This window comes from Variovorax sp. ZS18.2.2 (assembly GCF_024701975.1).
Classification (GTDB): domain Bacteria; phylum Pseudomonadota; class Gammaproteobacteria; order Burkholderiales; family Burkholderiaceae_C; genus Variovorax.
Window position 1 is genome coordinate 428,506 of sequence record NZ_JANLNM010000005.1, and the last position, 24,649, is coordinate 453,154.

The 24,649-nt window shown below is 66.2% G+C and carries 25 protein-coding genes; 5 read left to right on the forward strand and 20 right to left on the reverse strand.

Going from position 1 to position 24,649, the window contains the following annotated elements; translation table 11 throughout:
- Positions 1-93 precede the first annotated feature (93 nt).
- The 4 genes from NU688_RS21240 to NU688_RS21255 form a co-directional block, all read right to left on the reverse strand.
- Positions 94-564: a biopolymer transporter ExbD gene (locus tag NU688_RS21240; protein WP_176660768.1), complete on the reverse strand. Its 471-nt coding sequence runs from the start codon at positions 562-564 to the stop codon at positions 94-96.
- Positions 565-579: 15 nt separating this feature from the next.
- Positions 580-1,275 carry a MotA/TolQ/ExbB proton channel family protein gene (locus NU688_RS21245; protein ID WP_257862780.1) on the reverse strand — a complete coding sequence of 232 codons (696 nt, stop codon included), beginning with the start codon at positions 1,273-1,275 and terminating at the stop codon, positions 580-582.
- A 9-nt stretch (positions 1,276-1,284) separates the two neighbouring features.
- Positions 1,285-2,127, reverse strand: coding sequence for a 4-hydroxy-tetrahydrodipicolinate reductase (dapB, locus tag NU688_RS21250; RefSeq protein ID WP_374684668.1), 843 nt, complete (start codon positions 2,125-2,127; stop codon positions 1,285-1,287).
- Positions 2,128-2,228: 101 nt separating this feature from the next.
- The gene (locus NU688_RS21255; RefSeq protein WP_257862781.1) at positions 2,229-2,783 is read right to left on the reverse strand and encodes an outer membrane protein assembly factor BamE; all 555 of its coding nucleotides are present in this window, start codon (positions 2,781-2,783) and stop codon (positions 2,229-2,231) included.
- Between the two features lie 88 nt (positions 2,784-2,871).
- Here NU688_RS21255 and fur point away from each other — a divergent pair, with 88 nt between their 5' ends.
- On the forward strand, positions 2,872-3,291 hold the full coding sequence (fur, locus tag NU688_RS21260; RefSeq protein WP_056584276.1) for a ferric iron uptake transcriptional regulator: 420 nt from the start codon (positions 2,872-2,874) through the stop codon (positions 3,289-3,291).
- A gap of 19 nt (positions 3,292-3,310) precedes the next feature.
- On the opposite strand, the gene hprK is transcribed toward fur, so the two are convergent.
- From hprK to NU688_RS21280, 4 genes are all read right to left on the reverse strand, one after another.
- Positions 3,311-4,270 carry an HPr(Ser) kinase/phosphatase gene (hprK, locus tag NU688_RS21265; protein ID WP_257862782.1) on the reverse strand — a complete coding sequence of 320 codons (960 nt, stop codon included), beginning with the start codon at positions 4,268-4,270 and terminating at the stop codon, positions 3,311-3,313.
- Positions 4,271-4,366: 96 nt separating this feature from the next.
- Positions 4,367-4,834 carry a PTS sugar transporter subunit IIA gene (locus tag NU688_RS21270; protein ID WP_042581318.1) on the reverse strand — a complete coding sequence of 156 codons (468 nt, stop codon included), beginning with the start codon at positions 4,832-4,834 and terminating at the stop codon, positions 4,367-4,369.
- A 204-nt stretch (positions 4,835-5,038) separates the two neighbouring features.
- Positions 5,039-5,368, reverse strand: coding sequence for a ribosome hibernation-promoting factor, HPF/YfiA family (hpf, locus tag NU688_RS21275; RefSeq protein WP_013538898.1), 330 nt, complete (start codon positions 5,366-5,368; stop codon positions 5,039-5,041).
- Between the two features lie 318 nt (positions 5,369-5,686).
- Positions 5,687-7,804 carry an ATP-dependent helicase gene (locus NU688_RS21280; RefSeq protein ID WP_257862783.1) on the reverse strand — a complete coding sequence of 706 codons (2,118 nt, stop codon included), beginning with the start codon at positions 7,802-7,804 and terminating at the stop codon, positions 5,687-5,689.
- A 215-nt stretch (positions 7,805-8,019) separates the two neighbouring features.
- Here NU688_RS21280 and corA point away from each other — a divergent pair, with 215 nt between their 5' ends.
- Positions 8,020-9,006 carry a magnesium/cobalt transporter CorA gene (gene corA, locus NU688_RS21285; RefSeq protein WP_257862784.1) on the forward strand — a complete coding sequence of 329 codons (987 nt, stop codon included), beginning with the start codon at positions 8,020-8,022 and terminating at the stop codon, positions 9,004-9,006.
- Here corA and NU688_RS21290 read toward each other — a convergent pair.
- From NU688_RS21290 to NU688_RS21335, 10 genes are all read right to left on the reverse strand, one after another.
- A complete protein-coding gene (locus NU688_RS21290) occupies positions 8,999-9,763 on the reverse strand; it encodes a 5'-methylthioadenosine/adenosylhomocysteine nucleosidase (protein ID WP_257862785.1) in 765 nt (254 codons plus the stop codon). The genes corA and NU688_RS21290 overlap by 8 nt on opposite strands.
- Before the next feature lie 3 nt (positions 9,764-9,766).
- Positions 9,767-11,398 (reverse strand): ABC transporter substrate-binding protein, encoded by a 1,632-nt coding sequence (locus NU688_RS21295; RefSeq protein ID WP_257862786.1) that lies wholly within the window; start codon positions 11,396-11,398, stop codon positions 9,767-9,769.
- A gap of 38 nt (positions 11,399-11,436) precedes the next feature.
- A complete protein-coding gene (locus tag NU688_RS21300; protein WP_257862787.1) occupies positions 11,437-12,480 on the reverse strand; it encodes a peptide ABC transporter ATP-binding protein in 1,044 nt (347 codons plus the stop codon).
- The gene (locus tag NU688_RS21305; RefSeq protein WP_257862788.1) at positions 12,477-13,505 is read right to left on the reverse strand and encodes an ABC transporter ATP-binding protein; all 1,029 of its coding nucleotides are present in this window, start codon (positions 13,503-13,505) and stop codon (positions 12,477-12,479) included. The genes NU688_RS21300 and NU688_RS21305 overlap by 4 nt, the downstream gene beginning before the upstream one ends.
- Before the next feature lie 22 nt (positions 13,506-13,527).
- A complete protein-coding gene (locus NU688_RS21310; protein ID WP_257862789.1) occupies positions 13,528-14,439 on the reverse strand; it encodes an ABC transporter permease subunit in 912 nt (303 codons plus the stop codon).
- Positions 14,439-15,443 (reverse strand): ABC transporter permease subunit, encoded by a 1,005-nt coding sequence (locus NU688_RS21315; RefSeq protein ID WP_176660758.1) that lies wholly within the window; start codon positions 15,441-15,443, stop codon positions 14,439-14,441. The genes NU688_RS21310 and NU688_RS21315 overlap by 1 nt, the downstream gene beginning before the upstream one ends.
- A 51-nt stretch (positions 15,444-15,494) precedes the next feature.
- On the reverse strand, positions 15,495-17,174 hold the full coding sequence (locus NU688_RS21320; protein WP_257862790.1) for a long-chain-fatty-acid--CoA ligase: 1,680 nt from the start codon (positions 17,172-17,174) through the stop codon (positions 15,495-15,497).
- A gap of 100 nt (positions 17,175-17,274) precedes the next feature.
- The gene (locus NU688_RS21325; protein ID WP_257862791.1) at positions 17,275-18,774 is read right to left on the reverse strand and encodes an NAD(P)(+) transhydrogenase (Re/Si-specific) subunit beta; all 1,500 of its coding nucleotides are present in this window, start codon (positions 18,772-18,774) and stop codon (positions 17,275-17,277) included.
- Complete coding sequence (locus tag NU688_RS21330; RefSeq protein ID WP_116912477.1) at positions 18,771-19,103, reverse strand: NAD(P) transhydrogenase subunit alpha; 333 nt, start codon at positions 19,101-19,103, stop codon at positions 18,771-18,773. Before NU688_RS21330 ends, NU688_RS21325 begins: the two co-directional genes overlap by 4 nt.
- Before the next feature lie 26 nt (positions 19,104-19,129).
- A complete protein-coding gene (locus tag NU688_RS21335) occupies positions 19,130-20,260 on the reverse strand; it encodes a Re/Si-specific NAD(P)(+) transhydrogenase subunit alpha (RefSeq protein WP_257862792.1) in 1,131 nt (376 codons plus the stop codon).
- A 428-nt stretch (positions 20,261-20,688) separates the two neighbouring features.
- Here NU688_RS21335 and NU688_RS21340 point away from each other — a divergent pair, with 428 nt between their 5' ends.
- The 3 genes from NU688_RS21340 to NU688_RS21350 all read left to right on the forward strand — a co-directional run bounded on the left by NU688_RS21340 (position 20,689) and on the right by NU688_RS21350 (position 22,440).
- Positions 20,689-21,402 carry a response regulator transcription factor gene (locus NU688_RS21340; RefSeq protein WP_257862793.1) on the forward strand — a complete coding sequence of 238 codons (714 nt, stop codon included), beginning with the start codon at positions 20,689-20,691 and terminating at the stop codon, positions 21,400-21,402.
- Between the two features lie 89 nt (positions 21,403-21,491).
- Positions 21,492-21,932, forward strand: a complete 441-nt coding sequence (locus NU688_RS21345; protein WP_257862794.1) for a DUF4019 domain-containing protein — start codon at positions 21,492-21,494, stop codon at positions 21,930-21,932.
- Between the two features lie 13 nt (positions 21,933-21,945).
- Positions 21,946-22,440, forward strand: coding sequence for an NUDIX hydrolase (locus NU688_RS21350; RefSeq protein WP_257862795.1), 495 nt, complete (start codon positions 21,946-21,948; stop codon positions 22,438-22,440).
- A 29-nt stretch (positions 22,441-22,469) separates the two neighbouring features.
- On the opposite strand, the gene mnmA is transcribed toward NU688_RS21350, so the two are convergent.
- Positions 22,470-23,570, reverse strand: coding sequence for a tRNA 2-thiouridine(34) synthase MnmA (mnmA, locus tag NU688_RS21355; RefSeq protein ID WP_257862796.1), 1,101 nt, complete (start codon positions 23,568-23,570; stop codon positions 22,470-22,472).
- 58 nt (positions 23,571-23,628) lie between these two features.
- Positions 23,629-24,606, reverse strand: coding sequence for an LLM class flavin-dependent oxidoreductase (locus NU688_RS21360; protein ID WP_257862838.1), 978 nt, complete (start codon positions 24,604-24,606; stop codon positions 23,629-23,631).
- Positions 24,607-24,649: the final 43 nt, after the last annotated feature.

Genomic DNA, 24,649 nt, shown 5'->3' on the forward strand with positions numbered 1-24,649 from the left:
GAGGGCCGGGGTGGGGGCACGCGGCGCATCCATCGAGCGCTCTGCCCGCCCCCATCCCAACCTTCCCCCAAAGGGGGAAGGAGCAAGACAAATTCAGCGCGGCTTTTCGGGAGCCGCTTCGGCCTCTGTCACGAACCCGATGCGGCTCAACCCCGCCTTGTTCGCAATGCCCATGAGCGCCACCACCTTGCCGTAGGGCACGGTCTGGTCGGCGCGCAGTTGCACTTCGGTGTCCTTGCTGTCCGCCGCGGCTTTTTCGAGCTGGGCGGCCAGCTCTTCGTCGGTCACGGGCTTGTCGTTCAGGAAGACCTTGCCCGATGCATCGACCGCGAGGCTCACGAACTTGGGCGTGTCGTTGGGCTGGCCCGCATCGGTCTGCGGCAGGTCGAGCTTGATCGAACTGGCCATCAGCGGCGCCGTGATGATGAAGATCACCAGCAGCACCAGCATCACGTCGACCAGCGGCGTGACGTTGATGTCCGAGAGCGGCCGCTGCCCGCCGGCCCCGGTGGCGCGTCCACCGCCTGCGGCGCTGCTGCCTAGCGAAGTGCGTCCGAAGGCCATGGTGCGTGCTGCTCTCTAGACGGGCATCGGCCGCGCAGGCGGCGGCGCGGCGGGTGCCGGCGCCTCGCCGAAGCTGCCGAGCAGGTCGTGCGCGAAGCCTTCGAGCTCGGCCTCGACGCGGCCGATGACGCGGCCGAAGACGTTGTAGGCCAGCACAGCCGGAATGGCGACCGCGAGGCCGAAGGCGGTCATCACCAGCGCTTCGCCGACGGGTCCGGCCACCTTGTCGATGGTGAAGCCACCGGTCTGGCCCGCGATGCCCGTCAGCGCACCGTAGATGCCCCAGACCGTGCCCAGGAGGCCGACAAAGGGCGCCGTGGCGCCGACAGTGGCGAGAAGGATCTGGCCGGCCTGCAGGCGCCGCAATGCGCCGTGCAGCGCGTCGCGCAGGGCGCGCGTGAGGCGCTGGTTGCGGTCGCCCGTGGCGCCGAGCGTGCCATTGACGCTGACGGCCGCCGCGTTCCTGATGGCGACGACCGCGGGCAGCACCAGCGTGGCCCGGTCGAAGGCCTTGAGCTTCTGTTCGGCATCGGCCAGCGTGGCCGACTGCCAGAACGCCGCGATGCCGCGCAGCACGTCGCGCGTGCCGCCGCGCAGCAGCCACGCCTTCCACAGAATCACGACCCAGCTTGCGATCGACATCGCCAGCAGCAGCGCCGCCACCGAACGGCTGACGCCGTCGCCATGGGTCAGCAGTTCGAGGACGCTCATCGGTTGGCCTTAACGGAGACCGAGCACGTCGTACATGTCGAACAGGCCAGACTTCTGCTCGGCCAGGAAGCGCACCGCGCGCAGGGCGCCCTGCGCGTACGTGACGCGGCTCGACGACTTGTGCGTGATCTCGATGCGCTCGCCGATGCCGGCGAACAGCACGGTGTGGTCGCCCACGATGTCGCCGCCGCGGATGGCCGAGAAGCCGATGGTCGACGGGTCGCGCTCGCCCGTGATGCCTTCGCGGGCGTAGACGGCGCAGTCCTTCAGGTCGCGGCCCAGCGCGTCGGCGATGACTTCGCCCATCTTGAGCGCGGTGCCCGAGGGGGCGTCGACCTTGTGGCGGTGGTGGGCCTCGATGATCTCGATGTCGTAGCCGGTCGACATCGCCTTGGCGGCCATCTCGAGCAGCTTGAAGGTGACGTTGACGCCCACGCTCATGTTGGGGGCCAGCATGATGGCCACGTCTTTCGCGATCTCGGCAATCTCGGCCTTCTGCGCGTCGCTGAAGCCGGTGGTGCCGATGACCGCCTGCACGCCGAGTTTGCGGCAGACCGCCAGGTGCGCGAGCGTGCCTTCGGGGCGGGTGAAGTCGATGAGCACCTGGGCGTCTTTCAGGCCCGTGCGCAGGTCGGCCACGATGGGCACGCCGCTCGTGAAGCCCAGGAAGGCGGCCGCGTCGGTGCCGATGGCTTCGCTGCCGGCGATGTCGAGGGCGCCGGCCAGGCGGCAGTCGGGCGCATTGCGCACGGCCTCGATCAGCATGTGGCCCATGCGGCCCGAAGCGCCGGCGATGGCAATGCGGCGCGGCGCGGGGGGGGCGGAGAGGGAGGAGGAGGTAGGTTCGGTCACGCGGATTCAGTCTTCAGGATGGCCCGCAGGCCACTGGGAACCAAGAAGGGCACCGGACGGACGCCGCCTGACTCGGCGGGCGCCGCCCGCTCCTGCTGCGTTCAGCGCGCGGCTTCGAGCGGGGGGTAGGCGGCAGGCAGCGGAGGCACGGTCGTCGCGGCGGCGGCAGCGGCTTTCTCGTCCTTGGCCGGCGCGAATTTCTTGAGTTCGTCTTCCGTGGCCTCGAGCTGGGGCACCTTGCCGGATTTCTTGCGGGTGTCGAGCGTGGCGACGAATTCTTCTTCGTTGGGCATCTCGTCGCCTTCGAAGCGGTCCATCAGTTCGCCGTTGAAGTACACGGTCAGGCGGCGCTCCTGGGGATCGACGCCCTGGCGGCGGATCGTGAACACGTAGTCCCAGCGGTTGTTGTGGAACACATCGTTCAGCAGCGAAGTGCCGAGGATTTCACGCACCTGCTGGCGGGACATGCCGGGCTTGAGCGCCGCGACCTGCTCCTTCGACACGAAATTGCCCTGGACCACTTCGACCTTGTAGGGCGTGACCGCGGCCAGCGCGCCACGCGTGCGATCGCTGAAACCGCTGCAGGCACCGAGGCAGAGCGTCGCGGCGACGGCAGCAGCCAGCAGCCAGGAACGGCGTTGGAAAATGGCAAGCATGGGAGGAAAAGGGGGTAGCGATATGATCGGCCATTGTAGCGGCTGGCCTTTTCAGGACCTGACCGCAGCACAGGGCGCAGGAACCATCATGGCCAATATCGACGAACTCAAGAACACCGGCCTCAAGGCCACCTTGCCACGCCTGAAGATTCTGGAAATCTTCCAGACCGGCAGCCAGCGGCACATGACGGCGGAAGACGTGTTTCGCGTCTTGCTGAACGAACATTCCGACATCGGCCTTGCCACCGTTTACCGCGTGCTCACGCAGTTCGAGCAGGCCGGCATCCTGGAGCGCAGCCATTTCGAGAGCGGCAAGGCGGTCTACGAGCTCAACGAGGGCACGCACCACGACCACCTGATCTGCACCTCGTGCGGCAAGGTCGAGGAGTTCTACGACGCCGAGATCGAGCGCCGCCAGCAGATGATCGCCAAGGACAAGGGCTGGATCCTGCAGGACCACGCCATGTCGCTCTACGGCCTCTGCGGCGACTGTGTAAAGAAGCGCTGAACCGTGTAAAGACGGCGCGTCAGTCGCCGTCCCGGGCGCTTTCCATCGCCTTGTGGTGGCGCGCCACAAAATCCGCATAGGTATCGATCCCGCGCAGCTGCAGGATCGAATTGCGAACGGCGGCCTCGACCAGCACGGCGATATTGCGCCCCGCCACCACCTGGATGATGACCTTTCGCACCGGGATGCCCAGCACGTCCTGCGTGAGCGGCGCCGAGGGCATGCGCTCGTAGTCGCGCTCGAAGCTGTCGCGGCGCACCAGATGCACGATGAGCTTCAGGCGCATCTTCCGGCGCACCGCCGTCTCGCCGAAGATCGCGCGGATGTCCAGGAGGCCGATGCCGCGCACTTCCAGCAGGTTCAGCAGCAGGTCAGGGCAGCGGCCCTCGATGGTGTTCTGGTTGATGCGGTAGAGGTCGACCGCATCGTCGGCCACCAGGCCGTTGCCGCGTGAAATCAGTTCGAGGCCCAGTTCGCTTTTTCCGAGGCCCGACTCGCCCGTGATCATCACGCCCATGCCCAGGATGTCCATGAACACGCCGTGCATCGAGGTGCGCTCGGCGAAATGCTTGGACAGGTAGGCGCGCAGCAGGTCGATCACGAAAGCCGACGACTCGCGCGTGGCAAAGAGCGGCAGCTGGGCGCGCTCGCAGATCGACAGCAGCTCGTCGGGCGGCGCCTGGCCGTCGGCCAGCACCAGCATCGGCGGCTCGAGTGTGACGATACGGGCGATGCGGCGTGCGCAGTCGTCCGGGCTGCCGCGCGTGAGGTAGGCCACTTCACGGGCGCCCAGGATTTGCACGCGATACGGGTGGATGTAGTTGAGGTAGCCGACCAGGTCGGCGGCCGACTGGGCGCGGCTGATGACCTCGGGGTCGAACTGGCGCTCCGAAGCGCCGAGCCCCGCGAGCCATTCCCAGCGGAGCGACCCGCGGAACTCCTCGAACATGGCATCGGCGCTGATGACGGTCGGCTTCATGCGTTCAGGAGGCGGCGCTCGGCGCCGTCATTGGAGTGATGAGTGACAGGAGGTGTCGCGCAGCTTATCAGCAGCCGCGCACGCCGACGCATGCGCTCAGGCGACTTGGGTCGACTGCCAGCCGGCGATCAGGCCGTGGAGTGCGGCTGCATCGGTGCTGGATTTGATCTGCTCGCGCAGGCCGGCATCGCTCAACAGCTCGGCGATTTCAGAGAGGATTTCGAGGTGCTTCTGCGTGGCCGCTTCGGGCACCAGCAGGAAGATCAGGAGGGCGACGGGCTGCTCGTCGGGAGCGTCGAAACCGATGGGGTTGGCCAGTTGGAACACCGCGGCCATCGGCGCCTTGAGGCCCTTGATGCGGCCATGCGGAATGGCAACGCCGTGGCCGAGGCCGGTGGAACCGAGGCGTTCGCGCGCAAAGAGGCTGTCGGTGATGAGGGCGCGCCCCAAGCCATGAAGGCTTTCGAACAGAAGGCCAGCTTCTTCGAAAGCACGTTTCTTGCTGGTAGCGTCAACGCTCACAAGCACTTGGGCGGGCGGCAGGATGGACGCGAGGCGATTCATGGTGGGGGCAGAGCGGGGGCGATTATGCACCCGGTTGGTAAAAACCCCCAGTCCCCCTATCTACTTTCTGTTTACATGTTGCCCGGAGGCATCGCTGCCCTGGACAGAACCCCAAAGTCCCACGGCCACAGTCGGAAAAGCAAAAGGCCGCCCGAAGGCGGCCTGTAGCGCGAGCGGGCCCCAAAGGCCCCGCTCCCTGCTCACTCACATCACGCGCTTGGGCGCCACGTGATGGTGGTCCTGCAGGCGGTCCTTGTGGCGGACCACCTGGCGGTCGAGCTTGTCGACCAGTTCATCGACCGCAGCGTAGAGATCAGCGTGGCTCGACTCCGCGAACATGTCATTGCCCTTGACGTGAATGTTGCACTCCGCCCGTTGGCGGCGTTCCTTTTCCTTCTGCTTTTCCACCGTGAGGATCACCTTCACATCGACCACCTGGTCGAAGTGCCGTGTGATCCGGTCCAGCTTGCTCGTGACGTAAGTGCGCAAGGCAGGGGTGACGTCGAGGTGATGACCGCTGATCGTCAAATTCATGAATGACCTCCTGAGAATTGACGGTTGGGGAAATGACCCCGCTCCGGGATGGAGCGTGGCCGGCGAAACAGGTGTGGTGCGGGGGAGAGGGAGAGAAGAGGAAGGGGGAGAAAGAGGGGTCGGTCAATTCACTATGCCCAAGCTGTCACGGTATTGCAATACCTGGGTTCTCCGGGTGGCGAGCGCGCGCGGAGCCTGCTTCAATCCGCTATTGAATCCATAGCTGCCCGTGCATGTTGGCCCGCCTTCGTGGCGCTTTGCCGGCAAGTGTTAACGCGTTTCTCGCCCGGTGACCCTGCCGGGCGAAGGGCCAGCCGCTCAGCGCCAGGCCGCGCGCATGCGGTTGCGCAGGTCGATCACGGCGGCGGGCGGAGGCACCGCAGGCGGCTGTACTGGTGGCGGCGGCCAGGTCTGCTGCTCGAAGCCCGCGAGATCCGATTCCGTGATGAAGCGCGTGCGGTTCGCATAGAGATGCCGGTCGCCCCGCACCGCCTGCTGCGTGATGTAGAAGCGCTGCGGCACCAGCAGGTGCAGATGGTCGCGGGCCCGTGTCATCGCAACGTAGAGCAGGCGCCGCTCTTCCTCGAGTTCGTGCGCGCTCTGCGCCACGTCGGCCGGCAGGCAGCCGTCGACCACGTTGAGCACATGCACCGAGTTCCACTCCTGGCCCTTGGCCGAATGGATGGTGGAGAGGATCAGGTAGTCCTCGTCGAGCAGCGGCGGACCCGGGCGATCGCTCGTGGCCTCGGGCGGATCGAGCGTGAGCTCGGTCAGGAAGCGCTCGCGCGAGCCGTAGCCCGCGGCGAGGCGCACCAGCTGCTCCACGTCCTGGCGGCGCACGCCGGAGGTGTCGTCGTAGAGGCGCTCCAGGTGCGGCAGGTACCAGTCCATCGCCAGTTCGACATCGGCCGGCCACGCCAGCGACGGCGCGCGCAACGCGGCATACGCCTCGGCAAAGCCCGCCCATTGCTCACGCGCCGCGGACGGCGGCACGAAGTCCCGCACGGCCGCGGCCGGATCGATCGCCTGGTCCATCGCATCGAGCAACCGCGTGCCCGTGACAGGCCCGATGCCCGGAATCAGCTGCGTGACGCGAAACCCCGCCATGCGCCCGCGCGGGTTCTCGGCGAAGCGCAGCACCGCGAGCAGGTCCTTCACATGCGAGGCCTCGAGAAACTTGAGGCCGCCGAACTTCACGAACGGGATGTTGCGGCGCGCCAACTCCAGTTCGAGCGCCGCGCTGTGCGACGAGGTGCGAAACAGCACCGCCTGCGACTTGAGCGCCAGCCCGCCTTCGCGGTGCGCGAGCACCTTGTCGGCCACCCAGCGCGCCTGCCCTGCTTCGTCGGGCACCAGCACCAGTTGCGGCTTGCCGGCGGAGGGCTTGTCGGTCCAGAGCGTCTTGGCATGCCGCTCGGCCGCCTGCGCGATCACCCGGTTCGACACGTCCAGGATCGGCTGCGTCGAGCGGTAGTTGCGCTCCAGCGTGACCACCCGCGCGGCCTGGCTGAACTGCGCCGGAAAGTCGAGGATGTTGCGCACTGTCGCGCCGCGGAACGAGTAGATCGATTGCGCGTCGTCCCCCACCACCGTGACGCCGCGCCCGTCAGGCTTCATCGCCAGGAGGATCGAGGCCTGCAGCAGGTTGGTGTCCTGGTATTCGTCGACCAGTACATGGTCGAAGCGCGCGCCCACGGCCTCGGCCAGTGCGGGCTCGGCGACCATCTCGGCCCAGTAGAGCAGCAGGTCGTCGTAGTCGAGCACGTTCTGCTGCCGCTTGGCCTCGACGTAGGCGCCGAACAGGGTCTTGAGCTGGGCCTCCCATTCGTCGCACCAGGGGAAGGCGTCCTTCAATACCTCGGCCACCGAGGCGCGCGTGTTCACGCAGCGTGAATAGATCGACAGGCACGTGCCCTTGCGCGGGAAGCGGTTGACCGTCGAGGACAGGCCCAGTTCATGCCGGACCATTCCCATCAGGTCTTCGGCATCGCCGCGGTCGTGGATCGTGAAGTTCTCGTCGAGCCCGATCTGCCCGGCGTACTCGCGCAGCAGGCGCGCCCCGATGCCGTGGAAGGTACCGGCCCACGGCAACGCGGGCGGACGCTCCGACTTCAGCCCGAGCACGCGCGCCAGCACCTGGCCCGCGCGGCGCTCCATTTCCTGCGCGGCGCGGCGCGAGAAGGTCAGCAGCAGCAGGCGCTGCGGATCGACTCCGTCCGCGATCAGGTGCGCCACGCGGTGCGCCAGCGTGCTGGTCTTGCCCGAGCCGGCGCCGGCAATCACCAGCAGCGGCCGGTGATCGTCGGCCACCGCAGCGCCGACGCCGTGCTCGACCGCCGCCCGCTGGTCGTCGTTGAGCGTGGCCAACGCCGCGGCCAGACGCTCGGCTTGAGTCTTTGGCGCGGCGGAAAAAACGGGGGACGCAGCGGTCTGCATGGGGCACGACTTTACTGTATGTCCGTCCAGTCCAGCCACCTCGTTGCCTTGTGGCCGGTGACATAATCGCGCCTCGCTGCAACCGGAGACTCTCCCATGGAAACCGCCCCGTCTCGGCAGCTTTCAACTCCCTTCTGACGCGTCTCGCGCCGGGCCCGGGAATTGAAAGCGCCCCTCCCTCGCCCACCGTTTCAGTCATCCCCGGGAGTGAGCCCATGCTCAATATCTTTACGCTCGCCAACGGCCGCCTCGTCCAGGAAGAGATCGAGGCGCTGGAAGAGCTCTCCAAGTTCCAGCCGATCTGGGTCGACCTCGAATCGCCCACGCTCGAAGAAAAGCGCTGGATCAAGCAGTACTACGGCCTCTCGATTCCCGAAGACGCGATGGACGAGGACATCGAGGAGTCCGCCCGCTTCTACGAGGAAGACAACGGCGAGCTGCACATCCGCTCCGACTTCTTGATCGACGACGACGAAGACCCGCGCACGGTGCGCGTCGCCTTCATCCTGAACCAGCACAACACCGACCTGCGCAGCCGCGGCGTGCTGTTCTCGATCCACGACGAGGACGTGCCCGTGTTCCGCCTCCTGCGCATGCGCGCACGACGCGCGCCGGGGCTGATCGAAGATGCCAAGGAAGTGATGCTCAAGCTCTTCGACGCCGACGCCGAATACTCGGCCGACACGCTGGAGAACATCTACGACGAGCTCGAGGTGGCGGGCAAGAAGGTGCTCTCGGGCAATGTCACCGACGAGCTGGCCGGCGAGGTGCTCGGCCTCATCGCGCGCCAGGAAGACTTGAACGGCCGCATCCGCCGCAACGTGATGGACACGCGCCGCGCGGTCAGCTTCATGATGCGCAGCAAGATGCTCAACGCCGAGCAGTTCGAGGAAGCGCGGCAGATCCTGCGCGACATCGAGTCGCTGGACAACCACACGGCCTTCCTCTTCGACAAGATCAACTTCCTGATGGATGCGACCGTCGGTTTCATCAACATCAACCAGAACAAGACCATCAAGATCTTCTCGGTGGCGAGCGTGGCGCTGCTGCCGCCCACGCTGATCGCGAGCATCTACGGCATGAACTTCAAGTTCATGCCCGAGCTCGACTGGGCCATGGGCTATCCGTATGCCATCGTGCTGATGGCGGCCAGCGCGCTGGTGCCGATGTGGTACTTCCGCCGGCGCGGCTGGCTCAAGTAGCCGGTTGCCTCGCGAGCCACGCGCTGGCCAGCGCAAGGCTGTAGCGGCTCGCGACCTCGGCGACGAAGCGCGCGAAGTCGCCATGGGCCTCGTCGTCGGCGCGGTCTGAAATCGTCCGCATCGCCGCGAAGGGCACGCCGTAGTCGTGGCACACCTGCGCCACGGCGGCGCCTTCCATTTCCACTGCAAGCGCATCCGACAGGTTGCGGCGCAGCGCTTCGCTTTCTGCTGCGGTCGAGACGAAGCGGTCGCCGCTGATCAGCAAGCCGCGATGCACCTTGGGTGAATGAAGGCCGAACTCATCGACAGCCCCTTGCCCCACCAACGCCACCGGATCACGCAGCGCCTCTTCGGCAACAGCCGCCAGCGCATCGCTGATCGCCGCGTCGGCCGTGAAACGCGAAATGCCCATCAAGGGCACTTCGTGTTTCGGAAAGAGCGGCGAGGCATCCATGTCGTGCTGAAGCAGCTCGGTCGCCACGACCACGTCACCGACCTTCACGCCCGGCGCGAGCCCACCCGCCACACCGCTGAACACGATGGCCCGCACGCCGAACCGTTCGAGCAGCACCGTGGCCGTCACCGCTGCCGCCACCTTGCCGATGCGCGACAGCACCGCGACCACGGGCTGGCCCTGCAGATGGCCCACCCAGAAGTCGCGTCCGGCGATGCGCACGCGCTGCTCGTCGGGCATCTGCGCGAGGAGCGCCTTCAGCTCCTCGTGCATCGCCGCGACGATGGCGATGGGCGCAGCCACCGCTTACTTGATGTCCACGCCGTAGAAGGTGTGGCGACCGAACGGGCTCAGCTTGAAATCGATGACTTCCTTGCGCACCGGCTTGAGCTGCACCGCGTGCGCGATGGTGAACCACGGCGCCTGCTCCTTGAAGATGACTTGCGCCTTCTTGTAGAGCGCATCGCGGTCGGCCTGCTTCACCGTGCTCTTGGCCTTCACCACGATGTCTTCGTACGGCTGGTAGCAGAACTTCGAGATGTTGCTGCCGCTGGCCGACTTGGCCGAAGCGCAGCCCAGCAGCGTGTACATGAAGTTGTCCGGATCGCCGTTGTCGCCAGTCCAGCCCAGCATGCCCATCTGGTGCTCGCCGGCCTGCAGGCGCTTGCGGTACTCGCCCCATTCGAAGCTCTTGATCTCGGCCTTGACGTTGATCTTGGCGAGGTCTGCCTGCATCAGTTCGGCGATGCGCTTGGCATTCGGGTTGTAGGGGCGCTGCACCGGCATGGCCCAGAGATCGGTCGAGAAACCATCGGGGAAGCCGGCCTGCGCCAGCAGCTTCTTCGCGGCTTCGGGATCGTACGGATCGTCCTTGACCGCATCGTTGTAGGACCACATGGTCGGCGGGATCGGGTTCTTCGCCGCAACGCCGGTCGTGAGGTACACGCCGTCGATGATCGCCTTCTTGTTGATCGCCATGTTGATGGCCTTGCGCACGCGCACATCGTCGAAGGGCTTCTTCGTCGTGTTGTACGAGAGGTAGCCGACGTTCAGGCCCGGCTGCTCCAGCACCTGCACATTCGGGTCCTTGCGGATCGCGTCGAGGTCGGCCGGGTTCGGGTACGGCATCACGTGGCACTCGCCCTTCTGCAGCTTGGCCCAACGCACCGAGGCATCGGGCGTGATCGCGAACACGAGGTCGTCGATCTTCGCCTTGCCGCCCCAGTACTGCGGGAAGGCCTTGAAGCGGATGATCGCGTCCTTCTGGTACTGCACGAGATAGAAGGGGCCGGTACCGATCGGGTCCTGGTCCACCTTCTCGGGCGTGCCGGCCTTGAGCATCGCGATCGCGTATTCCTTGGACTGGATGCCCGCGTACTGCATCGCCAGGTTCGCGAGGAACGGCGCCTCGGCCTGGTTGAGCGTGATCTTCACCGTGTAGTCGTCGATGCGGTCCACCGTCTTCAGCAGCTTGGGCATGCCCATGTCGTTGAAGTACGAGTGGTTCTGGCTCGTGACCTTGAAGAACGGATCGCTCTCCTTCCACTGGCGCTCGAGCATGAAGATGAAGTCGTCGGCGTTGAAGTCGCGCGTGGGCTTGAAGCTCTTGCTCGTGGTGTGCCACTTCACGCCCTTGCGGAGGTGAAAGGTGTAGACCGTGCCGTCGGCCGAGATGTCCCATTTTTCAGCGAGGCCCGGCGTGACCTTGGTGCCGCCGCGTTCGAACTCGACGATGGTGTTGTAGACCTGCGTGGTCACGTCGAACGACGTGCCGGTGGTGTTCATGCCCGGATAGAAATTCTCCGGACTTCCTTCGGAGCAATACACCAGCGTCTTGGCTGACACGGCGCCCGAGGCCAGGGTAAGGGCCGCAAGCGCTGTCGGTGCCAGGAGCGCCAGCATTCGTGAGCGGCGCGAAACGGAGGGTTGGGTCTTCATAGGGACTCCTTCAGACACGGTTGAAAAAACGAACTTGCTTAGGGATTCGTCGCCATCGGAACGGCGAGCACGGGAACATCGGCGCGCACGGGCGGCGCGCCATCGAGGAACTTCTCTGCGTAATGGCAGGCCACCAGCCGCTCGTCGAGCGCGCGCAGCAAGGGCCGCTCTTCACGGCAGCGCTGCTGCACATGCTGGCAGCGCGTGTTGAAGACACAGCCCGTCGGTGGATTCAGCGGCGACGGCAGCTCGCCCTTGAGCACGATGCGCTGGCTGCTGAGCCCTGGCGTCGAGGCCAGCAAGGCCTGCGTGTACGGATGCAGCGGCCGCGCGAAGATGCGCCCCTTCGGGCCCTGCTCCACCGCATGGCCGAGGTACATCACGAGCACGTCGTGCGCGATGTGGCGCACCACGCCGAGGTCGTGCGAGATGAAGAGGTATGCGAGGCCCAATTCGGCCTGCAGGTCGGCCAGGAGGTTCAGCACCTGCGCCTGGATCGACACGTCGAGCGCCGACACCGGCTCGTCGGCCACCAGCAGGCGCGGCGACAGCATGAGAGCGCGCGCGATCGCGATGCGCTGACGCTGGCCGCCCGAGAACATGTGCGGGTAGCGGTTCGCGTACTCGGGGCGCAGGCCCACGCGGGCGAGCATTTCGCGCGCCTTTGCTGCGCGCTCCGACTTGCCCAGCGTGGTGTTGATCGCGAGCGGGTCTTCGAGCACGGCCGATATCTTCTTGCGCGGATTGAGCGAGCCGTAGGGGTTCTGGAACACCAGCTGCACGGCCTGGCGCAGCTCGCGCTTGCGCTCGGCGGGCGGGTTCACCGCATCGGCACCGACGAGCGTGAGTTGCCCCGCCGTTGGCTTCTCGATCAGCGCGACCATGCGCGCGAGCGTCGATTTGCCACAGCCCGATTCGCCGACAACCGCCAGCGTGCGGCCGCGTTCGAGGCGGAACGAGATGTCGCCCACGGCGCGCAGTTGCGCCGGCGCGCGGAACAGCCCGCGCCGCACGTCGTAGGTGCGCTGCAGGCTGTTGGCCTCGACCACGATGTCGCCGGGAGCGCCCTTGTCGTTGTTCATGACAGCGCCTCCGCCGCGGGCACCTGCTGCGGCCGGTCCTGCTCGATCGCCACGATGCGGCCCGGCTCGCCGAGCGGATAGTGGCAGCGCACCTCCGCGCCCTGCCACTCGCGCAATGCAGGGCGCACGTTGCAGGCGCGCGTGGTGACGTAGCTGCAGCGCGGCGCGAACAGGCAGCCCGAGGGCCGGTCGTGCACGCCGGGCACCACGCCGCTGATGGTGGCGAGCCGCCCTTCGGGCGCAGCGCGCTCGGGCAATGCCGCGAGCAGCGCCTCGGTGTAGGGGTGCTGCGGCGATGCGAAGAGCCGGTCGACACGCTGGTGCTCCATCACCTGGCCTGCGTACATCACGGCGATGCGCTGCGCCATCTCGCTCACCACGCCCATGTTGTGCGTGATGAGCACCAGCGCCATGCCGCGCTCCTTCTGCAGATCGCGCAGCAGGTCGAGGATCTGCGCCTGGATGGTCACGTCGAGCGCGGTGGTCGGCTCGTCGGCGATCAGGAGACGCGGGTTGCAGGCGATGGCCATCGCGATCATCACGCGCTGGTTCATGCCGCCCGAGAGCTGGTGCGGATAGCTTGCGAGGCGCGACGATGCGGCGGGAATGCCGACCTGCTCCAGCAGTTCGGTCGCGCGCTTCTTTGCCGTGCGCTTGTCGAGATTCAGGTGGAGGCGCAGCACTTCCATCAACTGGAAGCCGATGGTGAAGCAGGGGTTGAGGCTGGTGGTCGGCTCCTGGAAGATCATGGCGACCTCCTTGCCGACCAGCGAGCGGCGCGCCTTGTCGGAGATGCCGAGCAGGTCCTTGCCCGCAAAGCGCATGTGCTCCGCGCGCACGCGGCCCGGAAAGCCGACGAGGCCCATGAGCGCCATCATGGTGACGCTCTTGCCCGAGCCCGATTCGCCGACGATGCCGAGCACCTCGCCTTCTTCGAGCGTGAGGCTCACGCCGTCGACGGCGTGCAGCACGCCGCCTTGCGTGGGAAATTCCACGTGCAGATCTTTGATGTCCAGCAAAGGCATCGTTTCTCTCCTTTGCGTTGAATCAGCGCTTGAGCTTCGGGTCCAGCGCATCGCGCAGACCATCGCCCAGCAGGTTGAAAGCCAGCACGGCCGCGAGGATCGCGAGACCCGGGAAGGTCACGACCCACCACGCGCGCAGCACGAACTCGCGCGCATCGGCCAGCATCGTCCCCCACTCGGGCGATGGCGGCTGCGCGCCGAGACCGAGGAAGCCGAGCGCCGCCGCATCGAGGATCGCGGTGGAGATGCCGAGCGAAGCCTGCACGATCAGCGGTGCCGCGCAGTTGGGCAGCACCTCGCGGAACATCAGGCGCAGGGTTCCGGCGCCGCTCACTCGGGCCGCGGTGACGTAGTCGCGCGACACCTCGGCGATGACGGCCGCGCGCGTGATGCGCACGTAGTGCGGCAGCACCACGATGGCCACCGCGAGCATGGCGTTGACGAGCCCCGGCCCGAGAATCGCGACGATCACGATGGCGAGCAGCAGGCTAGGCAGCGTGAGCACGATGTCCATGAGCCGCATGATCGCGATCTCGAGCACGCCGCGGAAAAATCCCGCGATGAGCCCGAGCACCACGCCCGCCACCACCGACAGCGCCACCACCGCCACGCCGATCGACAGCGAAAGCCGCGCGCCGTACATGAGTCGCGAAAGAATGTCGCGCCCGATGGCGTCAGTGCCCAGCAGGTAGCTCCACGTTCCGCCCTGCTGCCATGCAGGCGGCTGCAGGAAGACGGCGCTGTTGGTTTCGTTGGGCGCGTGCGGTGCGATCCACGGTGCGAACAGCGCCACGAGCAGCAGCACGACGATGGTCACGAGCCCGATGACCGCGCCGCGGTTCGCCGAGAAGGCGGTCCAGAACTCGCGCCAGGGGCCGGGCGGCGCGGCGCCCGCGCCGGTCGTCGGAATGATGGGGGTCGAAGTCGTGTTCATCAGCGTCGGATACGGGGATTGATGACACCGTAGGCAACGTCGACCAGAAGATTCACCAGCATCACGATGCCGCCCAGCAGCAGCATGCCGCCCTGCAGCACCGGATAGTCGCGCCGGCCGATGGCCTCGATGAGCCACTTGCCGACACCGGGCCAGGAAAAGATCGTCTCGGTGAGGATCGCGCCGGTGAAGAGCACACCCACCTGCAGCCCGATGACCGTGACGACCGGAATCAGCGCATTGCGCAGCGCATGCAGCCCCACCACGCGAAAGCGCGAGAGGCCCTTGGCGCGCGCGGTGCGGATGTAGTCCTCGCCGAGCACTTCGAGCATGGCCGAGCGCGTCATGCGCGCGATCACCGCGAGCGGCACGGTGCCCAGCACGATGGCCGGAAGAATCAGGTGGTGCAGCGCCGACCAGAAAGCGTCGGTGTCACCGGCGCGCAGCGAGTCGATCAAGAGGAAGCCGGTCTCGGGCTCGATGAAATACTGCACCGCGATGCGCCCGGAAACGGGCGTCCACCCGAGCTGCACCGAAAAGAACAGGATCAGCAGCAGCCCCCACCAGAAGATCGGCATCGAGTAGCCGGTGAGCGAGGTGGCCATCACGCCATGGTCGAAGATGGAATTGCGCCGCACCGCCGCGAGGATGCCGGCGGGCAGCCCCAGCAGCAGCGCAAAAAGGATCGCGCACACGCCGAGCTCCACGGTGGCCGGGAAGAGCGCGAGGAACTCGCTCATCACCTTGTCCTGCGTGATGATCGACTTGCCCAGGTCGCCATGCAGCACGCGGCCGATGTAGATGCCGTACTGCACGAGGATCGGCTTATCGAAGCCGTAGGCGGTGCGCAGTTCGGCATGGCGCGCGGGATCGATCCCGCGCTCACCGGCCATGGTTTCAATGGGGTCGCCCGGCACGAGCCGGATGAGGAAGAAGGCCAGCAGCGTCATGCCGATGAAGGTCGGCACCAGCAGGCTCACGCGGGTCAATATGAATCTGAACATCGACCCGCGAATATGCAAGATCGATGCCGTGGCCCTACCCGGGCCGAACCCTTACTTCTTGGCGTCGCGCAGTTCGCGGCGGAGGATTTTTCCGACCGGCGTCTTCGGCAGGTCCGTACGAAACTCTACGATTCGCGGCTGCTTGTAACCCGTAAGGTTTGCTCTGCAGTATTCGCGCACCTGCGCTTCGGTGAGCGACTCGTCTTTCTTCACGATCACGAGCTTCACGGCCTCGCCGGTCTTGTCGTCGACCACGCCGACCGCCGCGCATTCGAGCACGCCCGGAATCTGTGCAACGACGTCTTCGATCTCGTTCGGGTACACGTTGAAGCCCGACACCAGGATCATGTCCTTCTTGCGGTCGACCACCTTGAAGTAGCCGCGTTCGTCGACCACGCCGATGTCGCCGCTCTTGAAGTAGCCGTCGGGCGTCATGACCTTGGCGGTTTCGTCGGGGCGCTGCCAGTAGCCCGCCATCACCTGCGGGCCCTTGATGGCGATTTCGCCGGGCTGGCCCATCGGCACTTCATGGCCGTCGTCGTCGAGCAGCTTGAGCCAGGTGCCCGGCAGCGGCAGGCCGATGGTGCCGGTGTAGGCCTTGCTGTTCGTTGGGTTGCAGGTGGTCGAGGGCGAGGTCTCGGAGAGGCCGTAGCCCTCGCAGATCGGGCAGCCGGTTTTCTCGAGCCAGAGCTTCGCGACCGCGGCCTGCACCGCCATGCCGCCGCCCACCGAGACCTTGAGGTTCTTCCAGTTGACGGTGTTGAAGTCGGGGTGGTTCGCCAGGCCGTTGAACAGCGTGTTGACCGCGGGGAAGCTGTGGATCGTGTGCTTGGAGAGTTCCTTCAGCACGCCCGCGAGATCGCGCGGATTCGGGATCAGGATCAGTTTTCCGCCCGTGCGCATGTTCAGCATCATGCCGACCGTGAACGCGAAGATGTGATAGAGCGGCAGCGCACACACGCTGGTGGGCTGCTCGCCGGCCGGCACCTGCGCCATGACGGGTTCGTTCCAGGCTTCGGACTGCAGCACGTTGGCGATCACGTTGCGATGCAGCAGCACCGCACCTTTCGAGACGCCGGTGGTGCCGCCGGTGTACTGCAGCACGGCCACGTCGTCGGGGCCGATGGTCGGGGCCTGCAGCGTGCGGCCCGCGCCCTTTTCGAGCGCGTCGTTGAAACGCACGGCGCCCGGCAGGCTGAAAGCCGGCACCATCTTCTTGACGTTGCGCACCACGTAGTTGACCAGCGCGCCCTTGAGGAAACCGAGGCGGTCGCCCATCGAGGTGAGCACGATGTGCTTGATCGGCGTGGCCGCGATGCATTGCTGCAGCGTGGTGCCGAAGTTCTCCATGATCACGATCGCCTTGGCGCCCGAGTCCTTGAGCTGATGCTCCAGTTCGCGCGGCGTGTAGAGCGGATTCACGTTCACCAGGATCAGCCCCGCGCGCAGGATGGCCGCCACCGCGATCGGGTACTGCGGGCAGTTGGGCATCATCGCGGCCACGCGGTCGCCCTTGACGAGGCCCAGGCCCTGCAGGTACGCGGCGAAGGCCTTGCTCTGCTTGTCGGTCTCGGCGTAGCTCACGTCCTTGCCCATGAAGCTGTAGGCGGTGCGGTCGGCGTACTTGGTGAAGCTCTCTTCCATGAGCCCGACCAGCGATGAATAGTGCGAAGCGTCGATGTCGGCGGGCACGCCTTGCGGGTAGCTGCTGAGCCAGGGGCGGTCGGTCATGGATGTGTCTCCTCCAGGTCTGATAACGGAAAACGAAAACGGCGCACGAGATGGCGCCGCGAAGATCTGGCCCGCGTTGCAGCGGGCCCGGACCGTCGGCCTATTCGATGGCCTTGCCCATATCTTCCACTACTTTCTTCGCATCCCCAAAAACCATCATGGTCTTGTCCATGTAGAAGAGTTCGTTGTCCAGGCCGGCATAGCCCGCCGCCATGGAGCGCTTGTTCACGATCACCGTCTTGGCCTTGTAGGCTTCCAGGATCGGCATGCCGTAGATCGGGCTGCCCTTGGTGTGCGCGGCCGGGTTCACCACGTCGTTGGCGCCCAGGATGATCGCGACGTCGGCCTGGCCGAACTCGCCGTTGATGTCTTCCATCTCGAACACCTGGTCGTAGGGCACCTCGGCCTCGGCCAGCAGCACGTTCATGTGGCCGGGCATGCGGCCCGCCACCGGGTGGATCGCGTACTTGACGGTGATGCCCTTCTCGGTGAGCTTGACCGCGAGTTCCTTCACCGCATGCTGCGCGCGTGCGACGGCCAGGCCGTAGCCCGGCACGATCACCACGGTCTCGGCATTGCCGAGCACGAAGGCCGCATCGTCGGCGCTGCCGGTCTTCACCGGGCGCTGCTCCTTGGCCGCGCCGCCGGTCGTGGCGGCCTCGCCGCCGAAGCCGCCCAGGATCACGTTGAAGAACGAGCGGTTCATCGCCTTGCACATGATGTAGCTCAGGATCGCGCCCGACGAGCCCACCAGCGAACCGGCCACGATCAGCATCGCGTTGTTCAGGCTGAAGCCGATGCCCGCGGCCGCCCAGCCCGAGTAGCTGTTGAGCATCGACACCACCACCGGCATGTCGGCACCGCCGATCGGGATGATGATGAGCACGCCCATCACGAAGGCCAGCGCCAGCATCGCGAAGAAGGCCGGCCAGCTTTCGGTGAAGACGAACACCAGGCCCAGCGCGACGGTCAGGAGGCCCAGCACCAGGTTGAGCATGTGCTGGCCCGAGAACTGCACCGGCGCGCCCTGGAACAGGCGGAACTTGTACTTGCCCGAGAGCTTGCCGAAGGCGATGACCGAGCCGCTGAAGGTGATGGCGCCGATGGCCGCACCCAGGAACAGTTCGAGCCGGTTGCCCGCGGGAATGGCGTAGCGCACGAAGCCGTCGAGGATGATGGCGCCGTCCGGCGTCTGCGCGCCGATGAGCGCGGCCACGGGCGCGGCGGTGATGCCGAAAGCCCAGGGCTCGGCCACGGCGGCCACGCCGATGAAGACCGCGGCCAGGCCGATCATGCTGTGCATGAAGGCGACCAGCTCGGGCATCTTGGTCATCTCGACCTTGTTGGCCATGAAGGCGCCCAGGCCGCCACCGACCACCACGGCCGCGAGCACGTAGCCGATGCCGGTACCGAAGTCGACGTTGAGCGAGCGCGCCTGTCCGTGGATCAGCGCGATGGTCGTGAGCACGGCGATCGCCATGCCGGTCATGCCGAAGATGTTGCCGCGGATCGAGGTGGTGGGATGCGAGAGGCCCTTCAGGGCCTGGATGAAGCAGACGCTGGCAACCAGGTACAGCAGCGTGACGAGGTTCATGCTCACTTGGAAGCTCCCTCTTCAGCCTTGGGAGCGGCTGTCTTCTTCTCTTTCTTCTTGAACATCTCCAGCATCCGCCGCGTGACGAGGAAGCCGCCGAAGACGTTCACCGCGGCCAGGGCCACCGCGAGCACGCCCATGGTCTTGCCCAGCGGCGTGGTGGTGAGCGCGGCGGCCAGCATGGCGCCCACGATCACGATCGCCGAGATCGCATTGGTCACCGCCATCAGCGGCGTGTGCAGCGCGGGGGTGACGGTCCAGACCACGTGGTAGCCGACATAGATGGCCAGCACGAAGATGATCAGGTTGATGACTGTGTGGGAAACGGGATCCATGGCGCTTGTTCTCCTCGCTTGTTCGCTTACTTCTTCGTGACCTGGCCGTCCTGCGTCATGCGGCAGGCGGCGACGATGTCGTCTTCGAGGTCGATCTTGAGCGCACCTTCCTTCGTGACGATGAGCTTGAGGAAGTCGAGCACGTTGCGCGCATAAAGCGCCGACGCATCGGCCGCCACGAGCGCCGCGAGGTTGGTTTCGCCGACGATGGTCACGCCGTGCTTCACCACGGTCCTGTCGGCCTCCGACAGCGGGCAGTTGCCGCCCACGCCGTCGGCGCCTTTGCCGGCGGCGATGTCCACGATCACCGAGCCGGGCTTCATGGACTTGACCATGTCCTCGGTGATGAGCGTCGGCGCGGCGCGCCCGGGAATGAGCGCGGTGCTGATGACGATGTCGGCCAGCGCCACGCGCTTGGCGACCTCGACCTGCTGGCGCGCGAGCCAGCTCGGGGGCATCGGCTTGGCGTAGCCGCCGACGCCGACAGCGGCTTCCTTTTCTTCATCGGTGTCGTACGAGACCTCGATGAACTTGCCGCCCAGCGATTCGATCTGCTCCTTGACGCTCGGGCGAACGTCGGAGGCTTCGATGACGGCGCCCAGGCGTTTGGCCGTGGCGATCGCCTGCAGGCCGGCCACGCCGACGCCCAGGATGACGACGCGGGCGGCCTTCACGGTGCCTGCGGCGGTCATGAGCATCGGGAAGAAGCGCTGGTAGCGGTCGGCCGCGATCATCACGGCCTTGTAGCCGGCGATGTTGGCTTGCGAAGAGAGCACGTCCATGCTCTGGGCGCGGGTGGTGCGCGGCGCGGCTTCGAGGGCGAAGCCGGTCACGCCGGCCGACGCCAGGCGCTGCAGGCCGGCGGCATCGAACGGATTGAGCATGCCGATGACGACGGCGCCGGATTTCATCAGCCCGGCCTCGGCGTCGCTGGGCGTGCGCACCTTGAGCACCATGTCGGCGGACAGCGCGCCGGCCTGGTCCGTGATTTCCGCGCCGGCGGTCTGGTAAGCCGCATCGGTGACGCTGGCTGCGACGCCGGCTCCCGACTGAACACGAACGATGTGCCCGGAAGCGACCAGTTTCTTCACCGTTTCGGGTGTCACGGCCACTCGGGTTTCGCCAGCCGCGGTTTCGGCAGGCACGCCTATCAGCATAGAGATCTCCTCAGGGGAAGGGGCAGCACGGAATGCGGGCAGAGCTTACAGCAAGATTACAGATGCTCGTGTCGCGAGAATGTCGCAGCGAGTTTGCCTGCCAAGCCCCATGCGTGCTATCGGTATAGCTATCTAATTTATAGCGACTTCGGGTATTTGCCGGTCGGAGCCGGCAGTCTCGCCCGAAGCCCGGATCGGCTTCTTGACCCCGATCAAGAACCCATGGATCAGGGCCGATGCGTAAACGACAGCATGTCGAATAACAGCATTTGTATTTAACTGTAGCTAACTCTATTTAGCATTCATTCGAAAAACGCAATTTGCGTGCATTAGTTGCAATCTCTATTTCTTACGTCAGACGCAGATAGATACACTTCTGACCAATCGCCCGCTCACTGAGGCTGGCGAAGGGAGGAAAAGGGGATGGAATGCGTATTGCCGTACTGGACAACGGGGCGGAACAGCTCAAGTTGATCAACCACACCATGACGGGACTCGGGCACGAGTCCCACATGTACACCGAAGGAAAAACGCTGCTGCAGTCATTGCGCAGGCAGACCTTCGACCTGTTGATCCTCGATTGGAGTCTTCCGGATATCAAGGGGCTCGATGTCGTGAAGGCCATCCGGCATGAACTCAAGAGCCGGCTCCCCATACTTTTCGTGACCGACCGGCGCGATGAGGCCGACATGGTCGAGGCCCTCAACAGCGGCGCCGACGATTTCATGGCCAAGCCCATCCGCGCGGGCGAGCTCGAGGCCCGCGTCAACGCACTGCTGCGCCGTTCCTATCCGGCGAAGCACGAGTCCGAACTGGTTTTCGGCCCCTACCACTTCTACCCGCCTTCGCGCCTGCTGAAGGTCCGGGGCAAGCCGGTCGAACTGAAGAACCGCGAGTACGAACTGGCGCTGTTCCTGTTCCAGAACCTGGGGCGCCTGCTCTCGCGCGAACACCTGCACGAGGCGGTGTGGGGGCTGGGTGTCGAGGCGCTCTCGCGCTCGCTCGACACCCACGTGTCACGCCTGCGGACCAAGCTTGACCTCCGCCCCGCAAATGGCTTCCTGCTGCTGGCCATCTACGGACTGGGCTACCGGCTCGAAACGATCGAGGCGAACACCCTGACCGCGACCGCCTCGCGATAGCCCTCGGCGCGATGGCGCCAACGCTACAGGCCGGGAATCTCCGCGGAGCTACAGTCTCGAACCGCATCCCCGCAACAAGGAATGAGACGATGAACCGCATGACCCGGCTGCTGCTCGCCATCACGCTGCTCTGGAGCAGCTTCACCGGCCTAGCTGCCGCCCAGGACATCGTCGAGGCCAGCGACATGGTGCGCGGCGGCATGCAGGCGATCCAGATGATCGACCAGGGCAAGGCCGGCGAACTCTGGGACGGCGCCACGCCGGCCACCCGCCAGCGCGTGACCCGCGCCGACTTCATGGGCAAGATCGCCGGCAGCCGCGCATCGCTCGGCGCGCCCCGGCAGCGCACCTGGGTGGCGGTCAACCGCCAGGTCGTGGCCGACGCCGATGCGGACACGGCCGGCCAGTACGTCAGCGTCGAATACGAGACCCGCTTCGCCAACAAGCCCGAGGGCACCCTGCGCGAACTCGTGAGCTTTCACCTCGACCGCGACCGCACCTGGCGCTTCAGCGGCTACGTGCTGCGATAGCAAGCAGCCAGCCATGGCCGCGCGCTGGAAGCCCAACGTCACCGTGGCCGCGGTGATCGAGCAGAACGGCCGCTTCCTGCTGGTCGAGGAGCACGCCGCCGACGGCCTCATGCTCAACACGCCCGCCGGTCACCTCGACCCCGGCGAATCGCCGGCCGAAGGGTGCATCCGTGAAACGCTTGAGGAAACCGCCCACCACTTCACCCCCACCGCGCTCGTCGGCATCTACATGGCACGTTCGCAGCCGAAGGCCGAACAGGGAGAAGACGTGACCTACATGCGCTTCGCCTTCACCGGCGTGCTCGGCGCCAAAGAAGAAGGCCGTGCGCTCGACGAAGGCATCGTGCGCACGCTGTGGATGACGCCCGACGAAATCCGCGCCAGCGTGGCGCGGCATCGCAGCCCGTTGCTGCTGCAGTGCGTCGAAGACTACCTGGCCGGCCAGCGCCACCCGCTCGAACTGGTCCACATCGACGAATCGGTGCGGACCCCGCCGCTCAGAGGCTGAGAGGCAATTCGGCGTGGCCGAGCAGCCTCTCAGACGATGACGCCGCCCCCGAGGCAGCGCTCGCCGTCGTAGAGCACGGCCGACTGCCCCGGCGTCACGGCCCATTGCGGCGCGCCGAAGCGCAGACTGAAAGCGCCGTTGGCGCCATCGGAGAGTTCGCAGCCCGCATCTGCCTGCCGGTAACGGGCCTTCGAGCCGTAGCTGCCCGGCGCGGGCGCTGCGCCCGACACCCAGCTCGCATCGTCCGCATTCAGCGCCGACGACAGCAGCCACGGATGATCGTGCCCCTGCACCACCCACAGCGTGTTCTTCTCGACGTCCTTGCGCGCCACGAACCAGGGCGAATGGTCCCCGGAGCCGCGTTGCGCGCCCTTCTCCTTGACACCGCCGATGCCCAGCCCCTGCCGCTGCCCCAGCGTGTAGAAGCTCAGGCCCTGGTGCTCGCCCAGCTTGCGGCCGCGGTCGTCCTTGATCGGGCCCGGCTCCTTGGAGATGTAGCGGTTCAGGAAGTCTCGGAACGGCCGCTCGCCGATGAAGCAGATGCCGGTCGAGTCTTTCTTCTTCGCATTGGGCAGGCCGATTTCTTCGGCGATGCGGCGCACCTCGGTCTTGTGCAGTTCGCCGACCGGGAACAGCGTCTTCGACAGCTGCGCCTGGTTCAGGCGGTGCAGGAAATAGCTCTGGTCCTTCGACGCGTCGAGCCCCTTGAGCAGCTCGTGCCGGCCGGTGGCCTCGTTCAGTCGCACCCGCGCGTAATGGCCCGTCGCGATCTTCTCGGCACCCAGGCGCATCGCATGGTCGAGAAAGGCCTTGAACTTGATCTCGGCGTTGCACAGCACATCGGGGTTCGGCGTGCGGCCGGCCTTGTACTCGCGCAGGAACTCGGCGAACACGCGGTCCTTGTAGTCGGCGGCGAAGTTGACGTGCTCGATCTCGATGCCCAGCACGTCGGCCACGCTGGCGGCGTCGATGAAGTCGATGTTCGACGAGCAGTACTCGCTGTCGTCGTCGTCTTCCCAGTTCTTCATGAAGATGCCGACCACCTCGTGCCCCTGCTGCTTGAGCAGGTGCGCGGTGACGGCGGAGTCCACTCCGCCGCTCAGTCCGACCACGATCCGTTGCTTTGCCATAAGCCCGCCATTGTCCCAGCCCGGAGGTAGCGGGCTCGGGCGTGGGGGAAATCGGCCTTTAGCGGATGCCGGCCAGCAGCTCGTAGGAGCGCAATCGCGCCGGGTGGTCGAACACCTGCGAGGTGATCATCAATTCATCGGCCCCGGTGCGCGCCACGAAGGCCTCGACGCCCTTGCGCACCGTCTCGACCGAGCCGACCGCCGAGCACGACAGCACCGAGTCGAGCAGCGCGTTTTCCGCCGGCCCGACCTTCTGGCGGTAGTTCTCCACCGGCGGCGGCAGACGGCCGGGCCGGCCGCTGCGCAGGTTGACGAAAGCCTGCTGCCACGAGGTGGCGCGGAACTCGGCCTCCTCGTCGGTGTCGGCCGCGAACACGTTGAAGCCCAGCATCACGTACGGCTTCTTCAGCTGCGCCGAGGGCTTGAAGGTCTCGCGGTAGATCTGGATGGCCTGCATGATCTGCTGCGGCGCGAAGTGCGAGGCAAAGGCATAGGGCAGGCCCAGGTGCGCCGCCAGCTGCGCGCCGAAGGTGCTGGAGCCGAGGATCCACACCGGCACCTCCAGCCCCTCACCCGGCACGGCCCGCACCGGCTGCTGCGGCGTCTTCGACATGAAGTCCATCAGCTCGACCACGTCCTGCGGAAACTGGTCGGCGTCCGATTCGAGGTTGCGGCGCAGCGCGCGCGCCGTGCGCTGGTCGGAGCCGGGCGCACGCCCCAGGCCCAGGTCGACGCGCCCCGGGTACAGCGACTCCAGCGTGCCGAACTGCTCGGCGATCACCAGCGGCGAATGGTTCGGCAGCATCACGCCCCCGGCGCCGATGCGGATCGACGAGGTGCCCGCCCCGATGTACGACAGCAGCACCGCGGTAGCGGCGCTCGCGATGCCCGGCATGCCGTGGTGCTCGGCGAGCCAGTAGCGCGTGTAGCCGAGCTTTTCGCCGTGCTGCGCCAGCGAGAGCGAGTTGCGGAACGACTGCGCGGCGTCGCTGCCCTCGGTGATGGGGGAGAGGTCGAGGATCGAGAACGGAATCATGGGCGCCATCATGGCGCGATCCGTCCAACGCCGCCGCGGCAGG